The 18,026-nt window shown below is 45.1% G+C and carries 19 protein-coding genes; 1 reads left to right on the top strand and 18 read right to left on the bottom strand.

What is annotated here, in order from left to right:
* Positions 1-17: 17 nt before the first annotated feature.
* Both M2273_RS00920 and M2273_RS00915 read right to left on the bottom strand, forming a co-directional pair.
* The gene (locus tag M2273_RS00920; RefSeq protein ID WP_429391832.1) at positions 18-857 is read right to left on the bottom strand and encodes an SOS response-associated peptidase; all 840 of its coding nucleotides are present in this window, start codon (positions 855-857) and stop codon (positions 18-20) included.
* On the bottom strand, positions 806-1,105 hold the full coding sequence (locus tag M2273_RS00915) for a hypothetical protein (protein ID WP_110582475.1): 300 nt from the start codon (positions 1,103-1,105) through the stop codon (positions 806-808). Before M2273_RS00915 ends, M2273_RS00920 begins: the two co-directional genes overlap by 52 nt.
* 219 nt (positions 1,106-1,324) lie before the next feature.
* Here M2273_RS00915 and M2273_RS00910 point away from each other — a divergent pair, with 219 nt between their 5' ends.
* Entirely contained in the window at positions 1,325-1,870 is a 546-nt protein-coding gene (locus tag M2273_RS00910) for a GNAT family N-acetyltransferase (protein WP_158286707.1), read from the top strand.
* Positions 1,871-1,884: 14 nt separating this feature from the next.
* Here the strand turns inward: M2273_RS00910 and M2273_RS00905 are convergent, their stop codons facing one another.
* From M2273_RS00905 to traK, 16 genes are all read right to left on the bottom strand, one after another.
* Positions 1,885-2,172 (bottom strand): hypothetical protein, encoded by a 288-nt coding sequence (locus M2273_RS00905; protein ID WP_429391829.1) that lies wholly within the window; start codon positions 2,170-2,172, stop codon positions 1,885-1,887.
* Between the two features lie 531 nt (positions 2,173-2,703).
* A complete protein-coding gene (locus M2273_RS00900; RefSeq protein WP_429391827.1) occupies positions 2,704-2,988 on the bottom strand; it encodes a hypothetical protein in 285 nt (94 codons plus the stop codon).
* A 10-nt stretch (positions 2,989-2,998) separates the two neighbouring features.
* A complete protein-coding gene (locus M2273_RS00895) occupies positions 2,999-3,454 on the bottom strand; it encodes a PH domain-containing protein (RefSeq protein WP_429391824.1) in 456 nt (151 codons plus the stop codon).
* Positions 3,441-4,034 (bottom strand): hypothetical protein, encoded by a 594-nt coding sequence (locus M2273_RS00890; protein WP_429391821.1) that lies wholly within the window; start codon positions 4,032-4,034, stop codon positions 3,441-3,443. The genes M2273_RS00895 and M2273_RS00890 overlap by 14 nt, the downstream gene beginning before the upstream one ends.
* Positions 4,034-4,804: a DUF4099 domain-containing protein gene (locus M2273_RS00885; protein ID WP_429391819.1), complete on the bottom strand. Its 771-nt coding sequence runs from the start codon at positions 4,802-4,804 to the stop codon at positions 4,034-4,036. The genes M2273_RS00890 and M2273_RS00885 overlap by 1 nt, the downstream gene beginning before the upstream one ends.
* 2 nt (positions 4,805-4,806) lie before the next feature.
* The gene (locus tag M2273_RS00880) at positions 4,807-5,976 is read right to left on the bottom strand and encodes an ArdC family protein (RefSeq protein ID WP_429391816.1); all 1,170 of its coding nucleotides are present in this window, start codon (positions 5,974-5,976) and stop codon (positions 4,807-4,809) included.
* Complete coding sequence (locus tag M2273_RS00875; protein ID WP_429391814.1) at positions 5,969-6,397, bottom strand: M23 family metallopeptidase; 429 nt, start codon at positions 6,395-6,397, stop codon at positions 5,969-5,971. The genes M2273_RS00880 and M2273_RS00875 overlap by 8 nt, the downstream gene beginning before the upstream one ends.
* Entirely contained in the window at positions 6,394-6,807 is a 414-nt protein-coding gene (locus M2273_RS00870; RefSeq protein ID WP_429391812.1) for a hypothetical protein, read from the bottom strand. Before M2273_RS00870 ends, M2273_RS00875 begins: the two co-directional genes overlap by 4 nt.
* 48 nt (positions 6,808-6,855) lie before the next feature.
* Positions 6,856-7,269, bottom strand: a complete 414-nt coding sequence (locus M2273_RS00865) for a hypothetical protein (protein WP_429391811.1) — start codon at positions 7,267-7,269, stop codon at positions 6,856-6,858.
* Position 7,270: 1 nt separating this feature from the next.
* Positions 7,271-9,274: a type IV secretory system conjugative DNA transfer family protein gene (locus M2273_RS00860; RefSeq protein ID WP_429391809.1), complete on the bottom strand. Its 2,004-nt coding sequence runs from the start codon at positions 9,272-9,274 to the stop codon at positions 7,271-7,273.
* An 89-nt stretch (positions 9,275-9,363) separates the two neighbouring features.
* Positions 9,364-14,799 carry a helicase-related protein gene (locus M2273_RS00855; RefSeq protein WP_429391807.1) on the bottom strand — a complete coding sequence of 1,812 codons (5,436 nt, stop codon included), beginning with the start codon at positions 14,797-14,799 and terminating at the stop codon, positions 9,364-9,366.
* Between the two features lie 4 nt (positions 14,800-14,803).
* Positions 14,804-15,019 (bottom strand): hypothetical protein, encoded by a 216-nt coding sequence (locus M2273_RS00850; protein WP_146230552.1) that lies wholly within the window; start codon positions 15,017-15,019, stop codon positions 14,804-14,806.
* A 5-nt stretch (positions 15,020-15,024) separates the two neighbouring features.
* A complete protein-coding gene (locus tag M2273_RS00845; protein WP_429391805.1) occupies positions 15,025-15,819 on the bottom strand; it encodes a DUF4138 domain-containing protein in 795 nt (264 codons plus the stop codon).
* Between the two features lie 11 nt (positions 15,820-15,830).
* Entirely contained in the window at positions 15,831-16,979 is a 1,149-nt protein-coding gene (gene traM / locus M2273_RS00840) for a conjugative transposon protein TraM (protein ID WP_429391803.1), read from the bottom strand.
* 10 nt (positions 16,980-16,989) lie between these two features.
* Positions 16,990-17,409, bottom strand: a complete 420-nt coding sequence (locus tag M2273_RS00835) for a hypothetical protein (RefSeq protein WP_429391802.1) — start codon at positions 17,407-17,409, stop codon at positions 16,990-16,992.
* Complete coding sequence (gene traK / locus M2273_RS00830; RefSeq protein ID WP_429391799.1) at positions 17,387-18,001, bottom strand: conjugative transposon protein TraK; 615 nt, start codon at positions 17,999-18,001, stop codon at positions 17,387-17,389. The genes M2273_RS00835 and traK overlap by 23 nt, the downstream gene beginning before the upstream one ends.
* Positions 18,002-18,026: the final 25 nt, after the last annotated feature.

Raw genomic sequence — 18,026 nt, 5'->3', positions numbered from 1 at the left:
GATATCTTGAACACGAACTAAGCCAATACTTCTTCGGCCGGCCAATGATTGAACTGAAGTTCTTCCGCGGCATCCAAATACGTCATATCTAATGAAGCCAGTTCCGGGTAATCGCGCGGTGTAGCTTCTTTAGCTAAACGATAGTCAGGATCAATGGTACAAAAATCCAGCATTCTTGAAGGTATTTGTGTCCGTGCGATTTCGCTAAGGCGCTCTTCACCCGGCCTGCCCAACAACCATTCGTAAGCCAGATCTTCGGTAAGTATGGTTGGCATACGCAACTTGGAATTGTGAATTTGCCTCATTAAACTATTCGCTGCCGTTATCCCGATAGCTACAGTATTCACAAACTCGCTGGTCTCCGGGTCTAACCACTCGTTATACAAAGCAGGCATGTAAAAATAGTCACGACCTTTCACGGTTACGAAATAAGGATATTTGATCATTTCCTTTAATTCCTGTCCCTTTTTCCCGATTTTAGGAATATGCCTGGATTCGACGATACCGGTTGATAATACCAGGCAACGGCGGTTCTTGGCGGCATCGGCCCACATTGACCGTTTGCCGTCCTCTTTTACAAAAAGATTTTCCGATTTAAAGTTGAGTGTGGTATACTTCGCCCTGAAAATATTAGCCTCTGCCCTTGTCTTCACGAATCCGGGTACATAGCCCCATTCGGCCTGCACGATTTCAAAATCCTTTCCATCCGCTGAAGGAATCAAGATCGCGCAAGGCGCGTAATTGAAACCATTGTGAACGCCAACATTTAGAAAATTGTAGCGGCGAACTTCCTTTTCGAGATTTTTCAGTCGAATAAACTCGGTGCGGGTAACTTTTTGACCGTTGTAGTAGCACATATCTCTTTGTAATTTCGAATGTAAGTGGCAATAAGCCTGCCAACTTCGGCCGCCAGTTCCTGCCGTCCCTCAGGTATGGATGTCCAGAATTTTTTGTCTTCTGAATCGTGGGCGACGGTAACAACTAAAGGTTTTAAGGAGGCATCAGTAAATTCGATACGAAATACCCTGCCGTTTCGGAAACTGTATTCTACTACATTCGCCGCCGAACCGTTGTGGATGATCTCAAATCGCTGTTTAACTGCCATTTAAAGTTACAATTTATTTTACAAAACAAATATGCTAAATATTTTAGTAAAACAAAAAAAATATATGACTTTTACGATTTGATAATGGGCCACTGAATAACGCATGCTTTGCGATGAATTATTTAGGCGGGTGAAATAGAACGATTAATAATATTTGATGGAAATAAATTGAGGGAATGGTTGCCGGAAATGGCAATGATTTATAAATTGGGGGCATCTATGATTATACCAACTATTTGCCTGCAGAAGGCAAACTTCAGTGTACATCCATTTGGGGCGGATGATTTTTTGCGCTATGAGGACCTGGCAAAAGAGATTTACCAGATCCTATCTGATGAGGAAACGTTATATTTTATACCGGAAAAGCGACTGGTAAATATTGAGGATGCCAAGAACTGGCTTAACGGCGCAATCCTTAATTTTCATAATGGGAGGAACGCGGTTCATTTTATCACTTCAAATAGCACAGGGAAATTGGTGGGCATCATTGATCTAATCCCCCCTGCCGTTGCGAGGGAACATTACAGACTTGAGGACTACCCCTACTTTTTGGAGTTTTACCTGATTGGCGATGCGAAAGGTCAATCTATAATGACCAATTTATTACCTGCCATTGTGAAAAATCTCAGATCAAATGGTATTAAGAAAATAGCAGCAGTTGTAAATCGTAAAAATCATGCAGCAGGTAAAGTTTTGGAAAGATCTGGTTTTATACTGCGAAATAACTTCGACCCGTTTCAGGACTTATATGCGTTATCTGCTTGATGAGCTACCGCAAGCTATAAGATCAATTCTATGATACTGCCCTGGTAAGCATCATAAGTCGGCAGATAAATAATATATTCGAGTTCTTTAAGCTTGCTGATGCATTTATGGTAGGTAGTTATGCTGCTAAAATGTGCGCCCTTCATCAATTGTTTCCGCGATACTTTTAATTGTTTTTTATAGCCGCTTTTTTGCCAAAGCGAAAGAATAAAAGTATACAAGCTGATATGCCAGACATTGACGCGCGGATCATCGGCAATTTTTGAATATAGCAATAAGGGCGTTGATGTCTCTGGTTTCATAGTTATTGTCTTTTACCGCTGAGCATATTTTCAATATCAGTGAGTTTATAAAAATGGATACTGCCAACTTTCCGCGATTTGAGCTTTCCGGAGATTCTTAAATTTTGGACTGTACCAGTGGAAATTTTGAGGAGTCTTCGGACATCGGCACATCTGAGCCATTCTTTATTCTCGGGCTTATTGTTGGCTAACAAATCCTGGATGTCATTGAGTAATGATCGTCGAAATGCTTCTAAATCATCTTTGGTGATAACTTCTAACGGCATGGAATATAAATTAGATAATGGTATTCGCGAACAGGAAATGCTGTTCGCTCTACGGGAAGGGTTTCTTGAAACAAATACAGGTGTTGACCTTGCCCACAGACGGGTGAGCGGTAATACAGATTACGTTTAGGTTTTTTTTGAGAAGATTTATTCTATGGGGCTTAAAAATAAAATCCCCTGAGCGCTTGCCGCCAGGGGATTTCAACCTAAACCTTATCACAATACAGACGAGTTGTCTGCAGATGGCGCAAATTAATATTTAATCTTAAAAACGGTGCATCGTGCGCGCATTTTTCCGCATATGTTCATTAAACAAACGTTCCGCGTGGTTACGTTCATTTCTTCTCCTGTTCAGGATTGAAACCCGCCACACACAAAGTGCCCAGGCGGCAAAAGCCACCGCAAGACAAACCAATGTAGTCTTAGTGTCCTTAGAACCCAATGCGCCAAATAGGGCAAAGGTGGATATTAATGCGGCTAACAAGACGTTGCGAACCATAATTTTGTAGATTAATTTATGATTTAAATTTACTAATTCTTTTAGTAGCATGCAAGAATATCTAATTTATTTCATAGATACGGTTATCTTTTCTTGCTTCCTGCACATGCCCCCTGATCGTATCGATCAAATCGGATCGGGGAATACCGGCCAGCCAAAGAATTGGATTTTCAGGATCTGTGCTTTTCAAGGTTACGTTCATCAGACTAAAAAGTTGCAATAATAATGGCTGCGTAACAATGTAGTCTTTCACTCTGTACATTTCAACCTGGTCAATTCTTTTAAAGAATATCCCCCGACTAATCCGGATAACTTCCGGCGTAATGATATAGAGACTATTTCTAATGTACATAAAGCGATACCAAGCAGCTCCGATAGCGGCTATACTGAAAAAAAGAAAAAAAGGAGAAAGCCGCCACGCGAGTAGCAGGAAAGCGCCCCCCAAAAGTATTAGCGGCAATGACTTCACAAAAGCGAAGATCATAGCGGGTCTGAGTTCTATTTCAGGATTTTGCATAGTGTTTCAATTGATCTAAAAAAGTCTCAAATTCTTTGGATTTTGCGGTTCGTACCCCAGTTCTGATACCGGTCGCTTTTTCAAAGCTGTTTAAGGAAATTGTTTCCTGGTCAAAACGATAAACCTGCTGACCGCATAGAATCTGGATTTGTATTTCAGAGCGCAGCAGGCGGACAGGTTTATAAAACAAACCTGCCGCAACCCGTATATCGGCCAGTTTGCCCAATAGATCTTTACCAAAAACGAGCGTAAATTTCCGTTTAGGAAAGTGGGTTTTGATCCAGGTCAATTGTCCGGGGTGCGGCAGGTTGCCGATAGCAATAAAAGATAGCGATTGCAGATTGGGGTAGCTGTTCAGGTTAACGGTCAAATAGGCTATCGCTTCCATAGCGGTGGAAGCTATGATTACTTCACGGGTAACGGCACTTCCGGCAAGCCACAGGTTTTTAGTGGTGGGTACCCGGTGAAAACCCTTGCCGTAATGCTCAAAGTGTTCACCATAACTAAATACCAGTTCATCAATGTCAAAGAATTCCTGAACTGCGTTTGGAACACCCAGTGCTGTGAGCAGCGCATTCACTACCGGGAAGTTACGGGCTTCGCTTTGCGAAGATTATCGGAAAAGTCCGGGCGCTGGCTTTCCATTTCTAAAACAGTGTTGTAATAACCCTTACTTAGCGATTTGGCTGATTTCACATCAGGTTTCTCACCGAACATCGCATTAAGTCCGGTATATAACATATAAGAAATACCACCATCAATGATAATAGAAGCAATAAGCGCCAGCTTATTAGACCGGATACCAATCACGTCTTTGCCGGAGTAGTTGAGTTTGGTATCGTCCGTTAAGGCGACTTCTTTCCCTTTCCGGTAATTCTCCTTTTGCGCCGGTGTTAGCTTTTCGCCGTTGATCATATCAGGAGCCATGATCTTCTCCGTATCAGAAATAATAAATTCCCGTGTTTCCGGGTCGTATTCCACCAATACCTCTTTGGTATCGCCTTTTCTATCCTTGGTTACCTTCAGTAAACTGGCCACCTCTCCTTTCTCTAATTCTTTAGCTTCGAAATCTTCCAGAAAGTCCGGTGTCGCCGGCTTTCTGTAAATAGGATGCACCAGCAACTCTGTTTTGCCATTGCCTGCCGGTTGAAGAGATATTTTGGCATCGAGCGCTTTTATTTTGATATTTTCAGCTTCGAGGTTTTTAAGGTTGAGCAGGCCGGTTCGGCGACCTGAGAGCAACGCCTTCAAATCCTTCACATTGATCAGAAGCTGACCTTTTTCGGCCAGCCCTATCGTTTCCAATTCTTTCATTGGAAGATCTTGTTTATTATATTGGATCAGGTTCATGTCTATCTTCCTATTTTATTGGTTTGACCTTGCTCTTGCTCTTCAGAGATCACCATTTCCGGTTCCCTTGGGTTTGCTTTTGCTTCCAAGAGAGATTTATAAAGCACATCAGTTGGCTTGCCATTGATGCGCCCGCCGGTAGCATCCTCCACCTTGATATTTTTGTTTTTATAAGTTTCCAGCACTTTGTAGGTCGTATCTAAATAGGCGATCTCGTCGCCTTTTTTAAACCCGACCTCGACCGCTGCGCCTTCCTTAACTTCCTTCTTTTTACCAACGCCCAATAAGGTTGAGGCAATCCTTTGTGCATCATTTGCAGCTTTTGAAAGTTCATAAGGATCATCCTTTAAGGTTTTTGCCCAATTGGTTGCGTGGGCAGCATGCGGGCCAAAGTTGTGGCCAATTTTTAGCTCCCCGCCGATGAGCATGGAGGCGATTGCAGCGCGAAATTCTTCCCTTCCGTATTCCAGTGAGCCAAATCTTCCTTCCATCGGACGGTTCTGACGACTTTCGTGGCCTGTCCAATGTGCCAGTTGGTGGATCGCGGCCTGCAGGTATTTGGTTTCATTTTCAAACTGATCTTTCTCCGGCAGGTGGATTTCATCTTTGGCCTTATCGTAAAATGCTTCCTGACCGCCGTGAATAATGATGGCTTTGCTGTCGGCGATTAATTTTTCCGCTCTTTCCACCGGTGATAAAGGGTGCGCTTCCTGCTGTTTTTTCAGGAAATCATCCAGTGGCGGGTAGTCTTTGATCTGTTCTGCGTTGAAAAGGAAGGCAACCCCTTTTTCAGCCTTGGCAAACTCCACCGTTCTCGTTTGCGTTTTTCCATCTTCACCGACAACTTTTGCGCCATCAGGCGTGCGTATGGCCTGGATGTCACTGGTTTTCGGAAAATTGATTAGGGTTCCCTTTGCGCCTTCTTTAACATAATTCCCGGCGTAGCGTGCGGCCTCCGCTGACATCCATCTTGGGTCATCGTGACCTTTCAACGCTAACGAGATGGCATTTAAGGCGCTATAGCCTTTCCCGGTAATCGGGTTGATCGGGGTTACAAAAGCAGGCATCCCATTTTCCTTAATGGGTTTCTGCAAAGGCGAGGTACCTGCCCTAAGTTCTGCTGACAGCTTTTCTGCAAGCTGTTCAAACAGCGGTTTGAATTGTTTACTCATGATGATTTTTAATAAGTGTTTCGTATAAAAATTTAATTGGGTTAATGTATTTGCAGTGATCCCTGATGGCCAGGTGAAGATGTTCTCCGGTCACGCGGCCTGTTGCACCCGTAATTCCGATTGGCGTTCCGCTGCTTACCGTATCGCCAGGCAACACAAATACCTGACTGAGGTGTCCATAAATAAATTGGAGGTCGCCATGATCGAGTTTGATGTGAATGCCGAGATCTGGGTAATAGCCTGTTTCGCTGATCAGGCCATCGATGATGGCGAATACTGTATCGGCGTGGGCGTGAAAGTCCACGCCAGCATGAAAAGCGTATTTTCCGGTAACGGGATGGATACGGTAGCCATAGGAAGAATTCAGGCGAAGATTTTTAAGTGGCAGGCAAATCAGGCAGCAAGCTATCCAGGCTTTCACCTGCCAACGAATTGATCCATTTTTAATGGAATGCTATTTTCGACAGGCACAAGGCTCCGGCTCCATATCGCGGGGTTGTTTCCGGCAATTTCCAAAGCGTTCCAGATATCGATATTTCTGCCACGATCCTGTAAGAGGCTGATTTTGTAGAGGTCTTTATAATCCTCGAGATTCATCGATGCCGCTTCCTCCATCATTGCAGGATATAATTCACTCCGGTCTTTTAGTTGCAGCAACGCATTCGGGGAATATTTCCCTTCGGTTTGGTTATTGTCGAAACTGACAAATATTTCGTCGCTTGAATCTACATAAGTGAGGATGCCGACCTTTCCCTGTTGGCCGGCAGGGTCATTTTCAAGGCCGGGATGTACGAGCACAAGGGTGCCGTGAAGCTCATTCTTGTTCATCATATTACATTTAAAGGTTTGAAACTTGGGTTAATTAAGGGCTGCTCAGGCTCACCTTCCGCGGCTTTGCACCGTTTTCAGGTCGAGGCTATTTTCCAGTGAGATGGTGCCTATGGAGCGTGCTAACGCGCTTTTTTGAGCGATCTCAAATACCGTAGGGATTTGTTCGGGATAGCCATGTTTTTGAAGAAGCGCCATATTAAAAATGTCTTTGTAGTCCGACCAGTTTAGTTGAGGGGCATGCTGCTCGAGATAGCTAAATATCTTTTCAGGTTTTTGCAGGACTAAAAGCGCGTCAGCAGAGTAGACACCTACCTGGTTATCTTCAAAACGCACTTGAAAATTATCCTGCGCTATATCGGCAGCTTCAATCGTTCCGATTTGCCCGATCTTGTCAGCGGGATCAGCGATTAGTTCGGGATTTACCATGACAGTGCTCCCTGTAAGTTCGTCTTGCTGTGCCATCTTATTGATTTTTCATGGTTGCTTTTGGTGGTGTTGGTTTGGCTTCGGGTTTGAACAGCAGTACGATGTCCTGAATTTCCTGGCCGATCCTGAAAAAGTTCTGCGTGAGCTTTGCATCTTTTTTGCCGTCAAAGTCATAGTAAGTAGGCAGCACTTTATATCCCTTTTCCTCTAAAGCGATCTCTTTCATATTCAGGTTAATGCGGCAGTTAATGGCCGAAGTCTCGAACTGCCCGGTGAATTTCTCCTGTGCGTCGGCGGCTATGACGCCGACCATTTCCCCAGCGCTGAGCGAGGCAATTTTGCCCGCAGGTATGAGGACTTCCAGTTTCTCGTTCAGTGAGGTTGATGTTTTGTTCCGGTCAATAGAAAGGCCTTCGCCAAGTTGTTTTGATTTGCCGAAAATGCGTTCCAGCCATTCCAAAGTTTCCTTATTTCGTACCGAGCCGGATAGCACATTGCCGATAACCGAAGTAATTGTCGCAGCGGTATCTTTCCCATATTGCTGGTTAAACTGGGGCAATTCCTGCAGGCCCATCAATACAGCTACTTTATTACTCCTGGCGGTCGCAATCAAATTTTCAACCTTATGAACAAAAAGGGTGGGTACTTCGTCGACAATGAGCGCAGATGGTAAGTTACCCTTCGTGTTGATCAGCTTGGTCAGCCGGTTAATCACAATAGAGTAGCATGCGGAATTGATGTTTTGGGTATTGGGATCATTAGCCAGTACCAAAATTCCAGGTGAATCCTTACCGGATATTTTCAGGTTAAAATCATCACCGGAGAACACCCAAAAGGTTTCTTTCGTGGCCAAGCGGCTGATAAAAATCTTCAGCGTGCCTACCTGCCCTTCAAGCTGATCGAATGCTTTGGCATGAAATGCGGTCATAAAGGGAGATAGCAGGGATTTTAGTTCCGGTTCGGAAACCAGCGCATTAAATATTTCTTCGTAGGATCTGTTCAGCAGCGCGAGTACATGTGGCAAACTTGAATACCGGCCATCGGCATGTTTGCTGAGGAAATAGATACAGGATGCGAGGAAGTTAATGGCGGACTGGGTAAAAAACTGATCGCTTCCCCCCGACCGGTCCCCTTTTTTTAAGGCTTCAACCAGCGCTTCGGCTGTTTCTGCTGCATCTGCTAACGAACGGATATAGTCGGCCCGCCAGGGGTTGATACGGCGACTTTTTTCAATCTCATTCAGATTCAGCACATGAAAAGTGTAGCCTTTCATTTTGCCGGCCTGTTTGGCAAGCAGGTAGTGGTAATAAGCGATATGCCCGAGGTCGGGAAACTTAAAATCGTACAGGCATACCGCAAACTCTTTGGCGATCAGCTGCCTGATAAAGGGATTTACGATTGAAAAACTTTTGCCAGAGCCGGGAGTACCGATTACAATGGTCCCCCGAAAAACATTACAGATATTGATCCAGCCGTTTCTGACTTTGCGGTCATGATAAAACAGCATCGGAATATTCACCGAATAAGGGGTTTCTATCCGTTTAACGGGCTGCATGAAACTTTCGGCTTCGGTATTCCACTTATCCTTTCCAAGACCAGATTTAATCATTTTGGAGATATTGTCCATGGAAACACTAATCAGCAATGCGCCTAAGAAAGAGCAGATCAGGTAAAGCAGGTTAAACCAGCTGGTGTAAGGCAATGCTATGGGCGAAGCCCTTCCCATGTAAACGATACTGCCAAAAAATAAGAGCAGACCGAGGGCAAGCGGGTAGACAATATGCTTTTTTACATCAAGGTCTGTTTTCTTTTTTGCCAGTGTCCCTATACTGACTAAGCAGATCAGTAACAGGGTGGTCAGTTTGCTGAATATCAGCTGTTGATAAATGATGATGTGCCCGATCTTATCGAGGGGATTAATAAAAACGCCCCAGAAAGGGGCGTCGTGATAAATAGAGATGGCAGCTTCTAAAAGAATGGAGATATAGATGGCACATTGCAAGAAGCCGTGCAGCTTCTGCTGTTCTCGGGTCTCTTCCATACATATGGGGCTTAATGGCGGCGGGTGGTTGCCCGGTTTTATTTTTTCTAAAATCAGATAGCTGCCAGTGTGGCTATCTTAAAAACTTATCAGCGCTTGGGCGCACTGTAAACAACTTGTTCGGCTTCCTGATCTTCCGGCAGCAGGTCAATGGTATCGGAGGCAGTTTGCTTGTCAAGTATTGACTTGCTAATGGCTTTTTCAAGCCCTTCCAGTTTAATTTTCATTTCAACCAATTCGGCCTCATTATCGAAAGTTTTGAGCGTAAGTTCAAGAAGCTGCGGCATCTCTTTTTCGGCCTCCTCCAATTGTTTGGTATACTTTTCTACGAGCGGCACTACCCTATCGATTGCGTTCAGGAAATACCTGGCGGCAGCTTTAGGGTTATCAATGTTTGGTGCGCCGTTGTTAAGCATGTATTTGATACCGGTTACCGGGCTTTCGGCGTAAAGTGAAGTAACAAACTCCACTCTGGCCGAGGAGTCGTCCAAGCCGGAAAGCTTCCTCCGGATATACAGCTCAAAACCGTAAAGGAAGCCAAGTTTCCTTTCTGTGTTCTGCGGACTGTCCGGTGCCCAGTTTTTATATAGGTCAATCAATTTATTACCTATAATTATCGGGTCAGCTTCTTGAAAATCAGTTAGCTTCAACAGGTTCATCTTGACACCGTCCGGATCATGTTGCAGTACTTGCTTGTAGGCTTTTTCATCCATCAGCATCAGATCGAGGGTAGCGCGGGTATTGACGACTTTCCGTTCGAGGGATTCTAACCGGATTCGGTTCCTGCTCACGTCTTTGTAGTGTGCAGACCGGTAACTTTCCAGCACGGCTACCTTTTTTTCCAGTTTAGCTTTTTCAAGCAGCGAAGTATCTCCCGAAAGAATGGCGATATACTCAGAGAAATTCATGCCGCTTTGTTCGTCCATAGCACCCTCGTCGAGTGTGCGCACGCTGAGTTCCGAATTTTTCATCTGACTGATAAAAATCTGTTTATTTCGCAGCAGGTTAAACTTGTAGTTATCAAGTGACTTTTCAACGGCATAGATAAATACGCGCACCTTGTTCCCAAAGAACATTTTCGCCAGCCAGTTGCCCTGCCGTGCACCCCGGCCATCGCGCTGCTCCAATTCAGAAGGTTTCCACGGAATATCCAGGTGGTGCATAGCAACAACCCTTTTCTGAACATTTAGCCCGGTCCCGGCTTTTTCCGTACTGCCGATCAATATCCTGATTATCCCTTCATTCATCAGGCGAAACAGTTCCGGCTTTTGCTTATCGCTCCAGTCGTGAATAAATGTTATTTCAGAACGAGGAATGTTAAAGTCATTTACTAGTTTATCCAGTAAGGCGTCATAGATATTAAACACATTGGGCTTGGGCGTGCCGATATCGCTGAATATGATCTGCGTCCCACGGTTTTCCGTACTTTCCCGGTAAATCTCGGCAACGTTACGGCTGGCGATACTTACTTTATTGCCAGGATGATCGCCATAAGTTTCCTCGTCAACGAGCCGCATATCTACCGCCATCTTTTTGGCATAGTTGGTAGCGATGAGCATCCGTCCGATATCTTCATCCGGCGTAAGCGGCCTGCGGCCGATCAATGTAGCATCGCCGGTTTTTGCAAATGCCATTAGCCGGTTGATAAAGTCCTTCTGTTCCTCAGTAGGCGGGATATTGATCAGTTTTTCGTCTATTTCCGGTTTATCGAGATTAATGTGCTTGGCAGTTTTATAGTCCGTTATCTCGTTGTAGAACAAGGCAAGTTCCGGCACTTTTATAAAATGGCGAAATCGCTCTTTGGCCCGGATCTCGTTAGTGACCGTAAATTCAAAATCGACCGTTTTCCGGGCGAACACGGCGGCCCAGGCATCGAAATTACTGATACCCTGACGTTCCAGTTCGTTCGGACGGAGATACTTGAAAATCAGGTACATTTCCGTCAGGCTGTTCGAGATCGGCGTACCGGATAAGAAGGTAACGCAAAGATCAGCCTGGAACTTCTCTTGTAAGGTACGGATGGCAAAGAGCATATTGAGTGCCTTTTGGCTTCCTGCCATGTTGCCTAATCCCGCTACCCGGGTATGCCGGGTGGTAAAGGTTAGGTTTTTAAACTTGTGAGATTCATCAATAAAGAGATGATCCACGTTCATTTCCTTGAAATTGATTCCGGTGTCCTTCCTGTTTTCGAGAGCGTACAAAATACCTTTTAGCTTGCTGTCCAGGTTCTCTTTCCTGATCTGCAAGCCTTTCAGCATCGCCTGGCTGATCTCGCCGCCGAGTGATTGAAGTGTATCCAAATCCCTTTCGACATTATCCAGTTCAATGGTCAAAATTTGTTGCTGGATCTCCGGTGACTGCGGGATCATGCCGAATTGATCGTGCGTGATAATGATACAGTCCCAGCTATTATTTTTGATTTCGTGGAACAGCCTTTTCCGTTTAGCGGGCAGATAGTCATTTTCACCGGGAGCCAGTAATCTTGATTTAGGGTAAGCTAACCTGAACGTGTCCCTGATCTGGCCGATGTTAGCTTTCAGGGCCAGGATCATTGGCTTGCTGACGATGCCAAGGCGTTTCATCTCCATGGCTGCAACGATCATGGTCAGGGTTTTCCCTAACCCTACCTCGTGATCGATGAGCGCCCCGCGATTTTGAATGATGCGCCAGGCGGCATTTTTTTGTGAACTGTACAGGCCTTCAATTTTCAGCGCCTTCATGTCAAGGCCCGGAAACTGTAGATGGCTGCCATCATATTCCCGGAGCACGTAGCAATTGAACGTATCGTTATACAGCTTCTCTAAAAGCCGCTTTTCGGCGGGCGGCAAATCTAATAGCCATTCGTTATAGCGGTTTCGGATGGTTTCAATTTTCCGGTGTGCGGATTGAATAGCCTCGGTGTCCGGTACTCTTACTACTTTACCGTCCCTTTCAACCGGATAGGTAATATTCGGCGAAGTGTTTTCAAGTGCGTGTTCCAGCAGTGCATGCGCCAGAATTTTATTACTCGATTTCGGCACCACAACAAATTCATCCTTGGTGGTCGGATTACCCTTCTTAATTTTGACTTTAAAAGTGTCAACGGAACCAAAGTAATTGATGGAGGTTTCCGTTTTAAAGAGCTCCGTCGCGAAACGCTCATAAAAATCAAGTGGCACCCAGCGTTCACCAAGGTTAAAGTCGAGTAATTCGAAAGCTATTTTCTCGGGCTGCACCCGCCTGATAGCGGCAAGGCTTCGGGCAAATTGCAGATTCTCCGGATCGTTTTTTACAAACTCTTCGGCGGTCTTTAATTTAGCCACTACATTTCCGGACAAATAGTCATCTGAGGTTTCCCATATTTCCGTTTGCGGGTTATAGAGGATTTGCTTTTCAAGTCCGATTACTACATCTTCCTCGGTAAGGCCTGTCGCAGCAGCGATCATTCGAAGGTCAACACGACCTATATCGTTAAGTGTAATCGCCAGCGCCTCGGCAGGGTCTTCGGTTTTAAACTGTTCCGTTCTTGGAAATATCGGGCCCCGGAATATATCGGACTTGACAAAATGACTATCCTGCCTCAGCTCTAAAGAAGATATTGTTTTAAAGCCAAAGGCGGCATCATTCAGTATCCGCGCCCGGTTCTTACTGCTGTTTAACTCGCCGTATTTCGCTAAAAAGTTCCCGTAGGAAAGATTTAAGGAATCGCGCAACTCCGGAAATTGAACCAGATGCTCTGCCTCAAAACCGGAAAGCTGCAAATAGGTATCACGAAGCGTGATATAATCATTATAAAAGCCAACCTCTTCCTGAATTTGCAGCGGATTAAATTCTGCTTCATAATTGCGTACCGGGCCGATTAGTCCAACCCGCCCCTCAAACACGACAAGTGTATCTTGCTGATAATAGGGTCTCAGGTCTGTAAAAGCTTTAGGCCGGTCCGGCGATAATTTAAAAGCCTGTTCTAAGCTGGAATCGCCTTCGTAACGGAAATCGTGACCAAATCCCTTAAGCTTGGCAGCCAAAATATCCAGCTCATGTCCTAAGGAAACCCCGTTCAACCATTTGTTCGAAAAGGTAATCTCTGCAACATTGCTGTAAAGCTTGTACAGATACCTCGAATTAGGCTTCGCTTTGGCGGTAACCAGTATGATGCTATCATGTCCGGGTTTAGCAGTCGTTCTGATCGCACTGATTAATCTGGCTGAATTACTATCAATAACAGCTTTGTCGATATCCGTTAAATAGGCAGCGGCTTTGTTTGAATTTGCCGGGCCACCGGTATCGAATAACCCCAGCTGACCTACCGACGGTGCCGCAGCTTTTAATTGCACGGGCACGGGCAGGAACGTGAATTGCTTTCCAACGGCCTGCTGCTCGGTAAAACTAATGCCTTTCCATTTTTCGGCATTGAAGTTTGCTTTGATGCCTTCGCTGATCAATTTCCGCATGGGAGCAGCCAGATCTTCTATTTTTCCGTTTTGCCAGACTGTTAGCGTTGGATCGCCGTAAGCGTTGGTGCTTTCAATAATTTCATCCCCAAGTACGAGGTCGAAGCGATTGTCGAGGTAAGCATTGATGTGATATTTCCCGAATTCGTTCTCTTTTTCATTCGTATCGATCAGCAGGCTTTCCGCTTGGGACAATGTTTCCTTATTGTTGTTTTTTTGAACGATGAGCAAGTGCATGCCGACTTCCACCCCTGAACTTTCCTTCATTAAGTTTGCGGGAAGCACTGAAACGCTGATCAGGTCGGCAGAAGTAAAGAGATATTTCCTGGCTGTCGCATTGGATGGGCTGTTCAAAAAGGCATCAGTAGTCAGATAGCCTAATAATCCGCCATCAGCTATTTTGTCAAGACCCTTTGCAAAGAAATAATTATGTATTTTAGATACGACCGCGCTGCCGTTGTAAGCCGGGTCAAAGACCGAAAATTTACCGAAAGGAATATTGCTTACAATCAGGTCTGATCCTGCTTTTTCCGATGCGTCCGTTTCTTCCAGGCCTTTGATGGCGACTGTTACAGGTAAGCCCAAACCTGCACTTAGAGCGGTTAATACTTTGCCGGTTAAGACATCCTTTTCTACTGCTTTAATCGTTATTCCCGGAAACGCTTTCGCTGCACTGGTCACGAACACGCCAGCGCCGGCGCTGGGTTCGTAAAGCCTCCGCGGGCTGATGTTATTCTCTTTGAGAGCGGCATAAATCAAGTCCGGAATGAATGCGGGGGTGTAAAATGCCGTAAGCCTGCTCGCCATTACCGAATCAAATGCGACCCTGTAGTCTTTTGCAGAAAGTTTATCTTTCAAAAGCAGATGGAACTCCATGGCTTGCGGATGAAGCTTTAAATCGGCCTTGGAGGCATTCGCGGCTTTCCAGCCGTCAATCGGCCCGGGCTTGTTCAGGATTGCTTTAATTCCGCCGAAGCCGGCGTAGCGGCTTAGCGTTTCCAATTCTGCGGGAGTTAGCTGCTGTCCACTAAACTCCAGCGCAATGCGAATGGCCGATATGTTATCAGCCAGTTTACTGCTGGTGTTAAATGCCATTTTGTTATTCCTCCTCTAAATAAATTGCGATGGTGCCGACGATCTCATATTTCAGGTACCGGTCGTCTTCGTCGAGTCCCTTGAGTAGCGGGGCGCAGACCTCCAGAATGTTCGTTAGCTCGTAATGAAGAATGCCGTGATTGATAAACCGCAGGTAGGTTGCCAGAAACTCCTCTTCCAGTACCAGCCTAACATAATCGTAGGCGAGTAAATCTGTCATAACCATTAGTTTGGAAGTGTGTCGGCCGTAAGGATATCTTTATAAGAAATTTTAAGAGTGATCACCCTGCCGGAAATTTGTTTTTCACTCAGCTCAGCAAGAAACACTTTGTTTCCAGGAAAGGTCATTTTCTTGAAGACGAATATGTTCCGGTAATATTTGCCGAACGCCGGCACTTCCTGTAAGATGAACTCCGGCTTTAATTCTACTGACTGCACATTAGACGCTTTGGTAACTTTAGTATCCTCTACCTTAAAATGAAATTCGTCTATATCATAGGTGAGGCGCGTCTTGTTCTTATAGCTGATATCTAAAAAAATGTAGTCACCTAACGTATAAACATGATTCAGGTGGCCGGTCATGCCAAAAGCTTTCACCTTTTCCCGGTGTCCTTCGGGGCCCTTTGCAATCAGGTTGAGTGACATCGCCCTGAGTTGGTTTTGTGAAAAGCCAATGCCGGAAATATCCAATGGCTTGGTGTCAGCGGGCATAATATTGATTTCGGTTGGTACAATACCCGTGGATGGTATGATATGGTATTGTGCAATAAATTTCTCCCCTGCGATTGTGATAATGGCGTCATCAAACACTTTGCTTGAATCTTTTAATTTGATACGCAATACGTTTTTGAGAGGCAGGTCACCTTCCAGTTGTTTGGTTGAGATGTCAACATATTGGATTGGCTCCGGCGAAATGAAATGAACGGTAAACTTTGGTGAAAGTAAAACGGTGGGTAATGTATCTTGTGCCTGCACATGGATCGTTACCATCAGGGCGATGTAAAGAAAGATCTTTTTCATGTTGATTTTGTTTAATAAGTTTTTTGAGCGTTTTGTAGCGCATCGTTATCGATGAGATAGATATAGGAGTTGTATTTCATCTTCGCTTTGTTTTTGCGGATGAGATCGGCGATGGCGGAGGATGTAGACTGAAAGATTTTTCCGACCGAACTCATAACGAACTGGCTTCCGGAAGAACTGTTATCAATCGTAATCCCCTGAACGGAATTGGCGCCAAGGTCTTTGGTGAAATCGCGAAAAGCAGAAGAAGGAACATATAATCCGGGCATGCCGTCCAGGTCAAAGACTTCCAGTTTCACCGGCATGATCTTACCGTCGGTCAGGATACTGGTAATAACCAAGGTAACCCGCTGTTCCGAAAACCCGTTGATCAGGGCATACAAGTAGGTTCCCTTCCTGATGAGCGTGCTGCCTGCCCTGATGTCTTCCAGCAACCGCAGGCGTAATCTTGAACCGGCATAACCGGTAGTATTTTCATCAATTACAGCCATTATAAATTTTTCATTCGACGGCGGTTTTAGTGTATTGAAGTCATCTGAGGGGCCATCCGCTTTGACGACGGTAAACCTAATTTCCTTTGATTTTTGCAGGGCCGATTTTTCTGCGGCCTCCTTTTTCAACTTTTCAGCTTTATAGGCCGGATCACTCATTTTACTTACACTGTCCATATAGGACATTTGCTGTTTGAAAACCTCCATCGGGTCTTTGTCCTTCGGCTCCTGCTTTACAGGCGCAGCTGCCCGTTGCCGCTTACCTATATTATTGATTTCGCTGGTCAGTTGACGGTCGTGTGCGGAGGCCTGCGGCTGTGCATATTTGGCCTTCATTGCGCGGTCTATTGAGTCAAGGGTTTTCTTCTCCTGATTGCTATAATTATCCTTAAAGGAGGCATTGCTGGAATTCTCTTTTGGGATTACGTTGACCGCGGATACTCCACCAGCATCTTTATAGGCATTGCGATACGCGTCAAGCTTATCAGTAAGCTCTTTTTTGCGCACACCTTTAGACACGCTGCCGACGGTGCCGTTGAGGCCCGCTGTCTGAACTACTTCAGGTTTTGGCTTGGAAAAGCCGCTGTGCCAGGCATAAAAGAAAAGGCAAAGAAAGGGCAAAGCGATGACTGGCAGCACATATTTGGGCTGTTTATAATTAATTTCCATGATGGTTTGTTTAATGATTGGTGTTAATTCGCTGTAGTTGGCTAAGGGCGGTATCGAGCGTCATGCTGTCCGCCTGGGTAAGTGACCGGCGGCTGGTGATGCTGTCGACCAAATGCTTTAACCGCAGCGTTTCTTTAATTTTTGCAGTAGCTTCAAGGATCTGGTCAAAACCTTCATGTACAGGTGCTACCGACTCTCTCAACCCAGGTGCAGGCTGCCTGAACTCCTCGGGTTGACGGAAAACCGTAAAAGACAGCACCATAGATACCGCCATGAGGAATACCATTGCCCAATAGAAAAACCGTGGGTTTCCGGTTAATACCTGTTTGCCGTAGTTCGCCAAGATAATGAAGTAGGTTCCGAACTCTTTTCTAATTTCGCTTAACAGCGTATCCCTTGGATCGCGGTTAGAATGTATTCTTCTCCACATCTTCCAAATCTTTATTTTCTAATGTTTTCCAATTGGTTATCAGTACGCCGTGAGGGTTGTTATCGCTTCGGGGAATATCCTTTAAATAGCCTTCAGTAATCAACGAGCGGACAACCGTCGAACTTCGCCGGTCGATTTTCAACTTCCCGTAGAACCTGAAATACTTTTTGGTCACATCGAGCGAAATGGAGTCCGTTTGCAGGGTAAGCACGGAACTTGACGAAAGGATAGAGTTAAAAAAACCTTTTTCTTTCAGGTCGTTATACTGCTGCATTCCGGACTCGTCAACCAGGTACATGGCTTTTTTCATTTGATATTCCATGTAGTTATCATCGGGCGTTAATGAAAAGAACAGGGAGTGGAAAAGGTCGATATGCGCCCGGTATTCGGCTGGCCGGTTCATTTGCATATCGGTTTGCTTAGCAAGTATGGGTACATTGTTGTCCAGAATATAAATGCTCCGCTGCGCATTCGAGACGAGCCTGTAAGCATAAAAACTATTAATGGCGACAATGATAAGCGAGGTAACAAAACTGCCAATTGCAATAAAGGTCGCCAGCCTGATTTTTGCTTCGATATTTTTGATGATCATAAAATTTGGATTTAAAAAGATGGCC

This window comes from Mucilaginibacter lappiensis (assembly GCF_050433765.1).
Classification (GTDB): Bacteria; Bacteroidota; Bacteroidia; order Sphingobacteriales; family Sphingobacteriaceae; genus Mucilaginibacter; species Mucilaginibacter lappiensis_A.
This window is presented reverse-complemented; position numbering and strand designations above follow the sequence as displayed.

Excerpts from the sequence above, each read along its gene's own strand:
- M2273_RS00920 (WP_429391832.1), bottom strand. The coding sequence starts at position 857 with ATGTGCTACTACAACGGTCAAAAAGTTACCCGCACCGAGTTTATTCGA.
- M2273_RS00915 (WP_110582475.1), bottom strand. The coding sequence starts at position 1,105 with ATGGCAGTTAAACAGCGATTTGAGATCATCCACAACGGTTCGGCGGCG.
- M2273_RS00910 (WP_158286707.1), top strand. The coding sequence starts at position 1,325 with ATGATTATACCAACTATTTGCCTGCAGAAGGCAAACTTCAGTGTACAT.
- M2273_RS00905 (WP_429391829.1), bottom strand. The coding sequence starts at position 2,172 with ATGAAACCAGAGACATCAACGCCCTTATTGCTATATTCAAAAATTGCC.
- M2273_RS00900 (WP_429391827.1), bottom strand. The coding sequence starts at position 2,988 with ATGCTACTAAAAGAATTAGTAAATTTAAATCATAAATTAATCTACAAA.
- M2273_RS00895 (WP_429391824.1), bottom strand. The coding sequence starts at position 3,454 with ATGCAAAATCCTGAAATAGAACTCAGACCCGCTATGATCTTCGCTTTT.
- M2273_RS00885 (WP_429391819.1), bottom strand. The coding sequence starts at position 4,804 with ATGAACCTGATCCAATATAATAAACAAGATCTTCCAATGAAAGAATTG.
- M2273_RS00880 (WP_429391816.1), bottom strand. The coding sequence starts at position 5,976 with ATGAGTAAACAATTCAAACCGCTGTTTGAACAGCTTGCAGAAAAGCTG.
- M2273_RS00870 (WP_429391812.1), bottom strand. The coding sequence starts at position 6,807 with ATGATGAACAAGAATGAGCTTCACGGCACCCTTGTGCTCGTACATCCC.
- M2273_RS00865 (WP_429391811.1), bottom strand. The coding sequence starts at position 7,269 with ATGGCACAGCAAGACGAACTTACAGGGAGCACTGTCATGGTAAATCCC.
- M2273_RS00860 (WP_429391809.1), bottom strand. The coding sequence starts at position 9,274 with ATGGAAGAGACCCGAGAACAGCAGAAGCTGCACGGCTTCTTGCAATGT.
- M2273_RS00855 (WP_429391807.1), bottom strand. The coding sequence starts at position 14,799 with ATGGCATTTAACACCAGCAGTAAACTGGCTGATAACATATCGGCCATT.
- M2273_RS00850 (WP_146230552.1), bottom strand. The coding sequence starts at position 15,019 with ATGACAGATTTACTCGCCTACGATTATGTTAGGCTGGTACTGGAAGAG.
- M2273_RS00845 (WP_429391805.1), bottom strand. The coding sequence starts at position 15,819 with ATGAAAAAGATCTTTCTTTACATCGCCCTGATGGTAACGATCCATGTG.
- traM (WP_429391803.1), bottom strand. The coding sequence starts at position 16,979 with ATGGAAATTAATTATAAACAGCCCAAATATGTGCTGCCAGTCATCGCT.
- M2273_RS00835 (WP_429391802.1), bottom strand. The coding sequence starts at position 17,409 with ATGTGGAGAAGAATACATTCTAACCGCGATCCAAGGGATACGCTGTTA.
- traK (WP_429391799.1), bottom strand. The coding sequence starts at position 18,001 with ATGATCATCAAAAATATCGAAGCAAAAATCAGGCTGGCGACCTTTATT.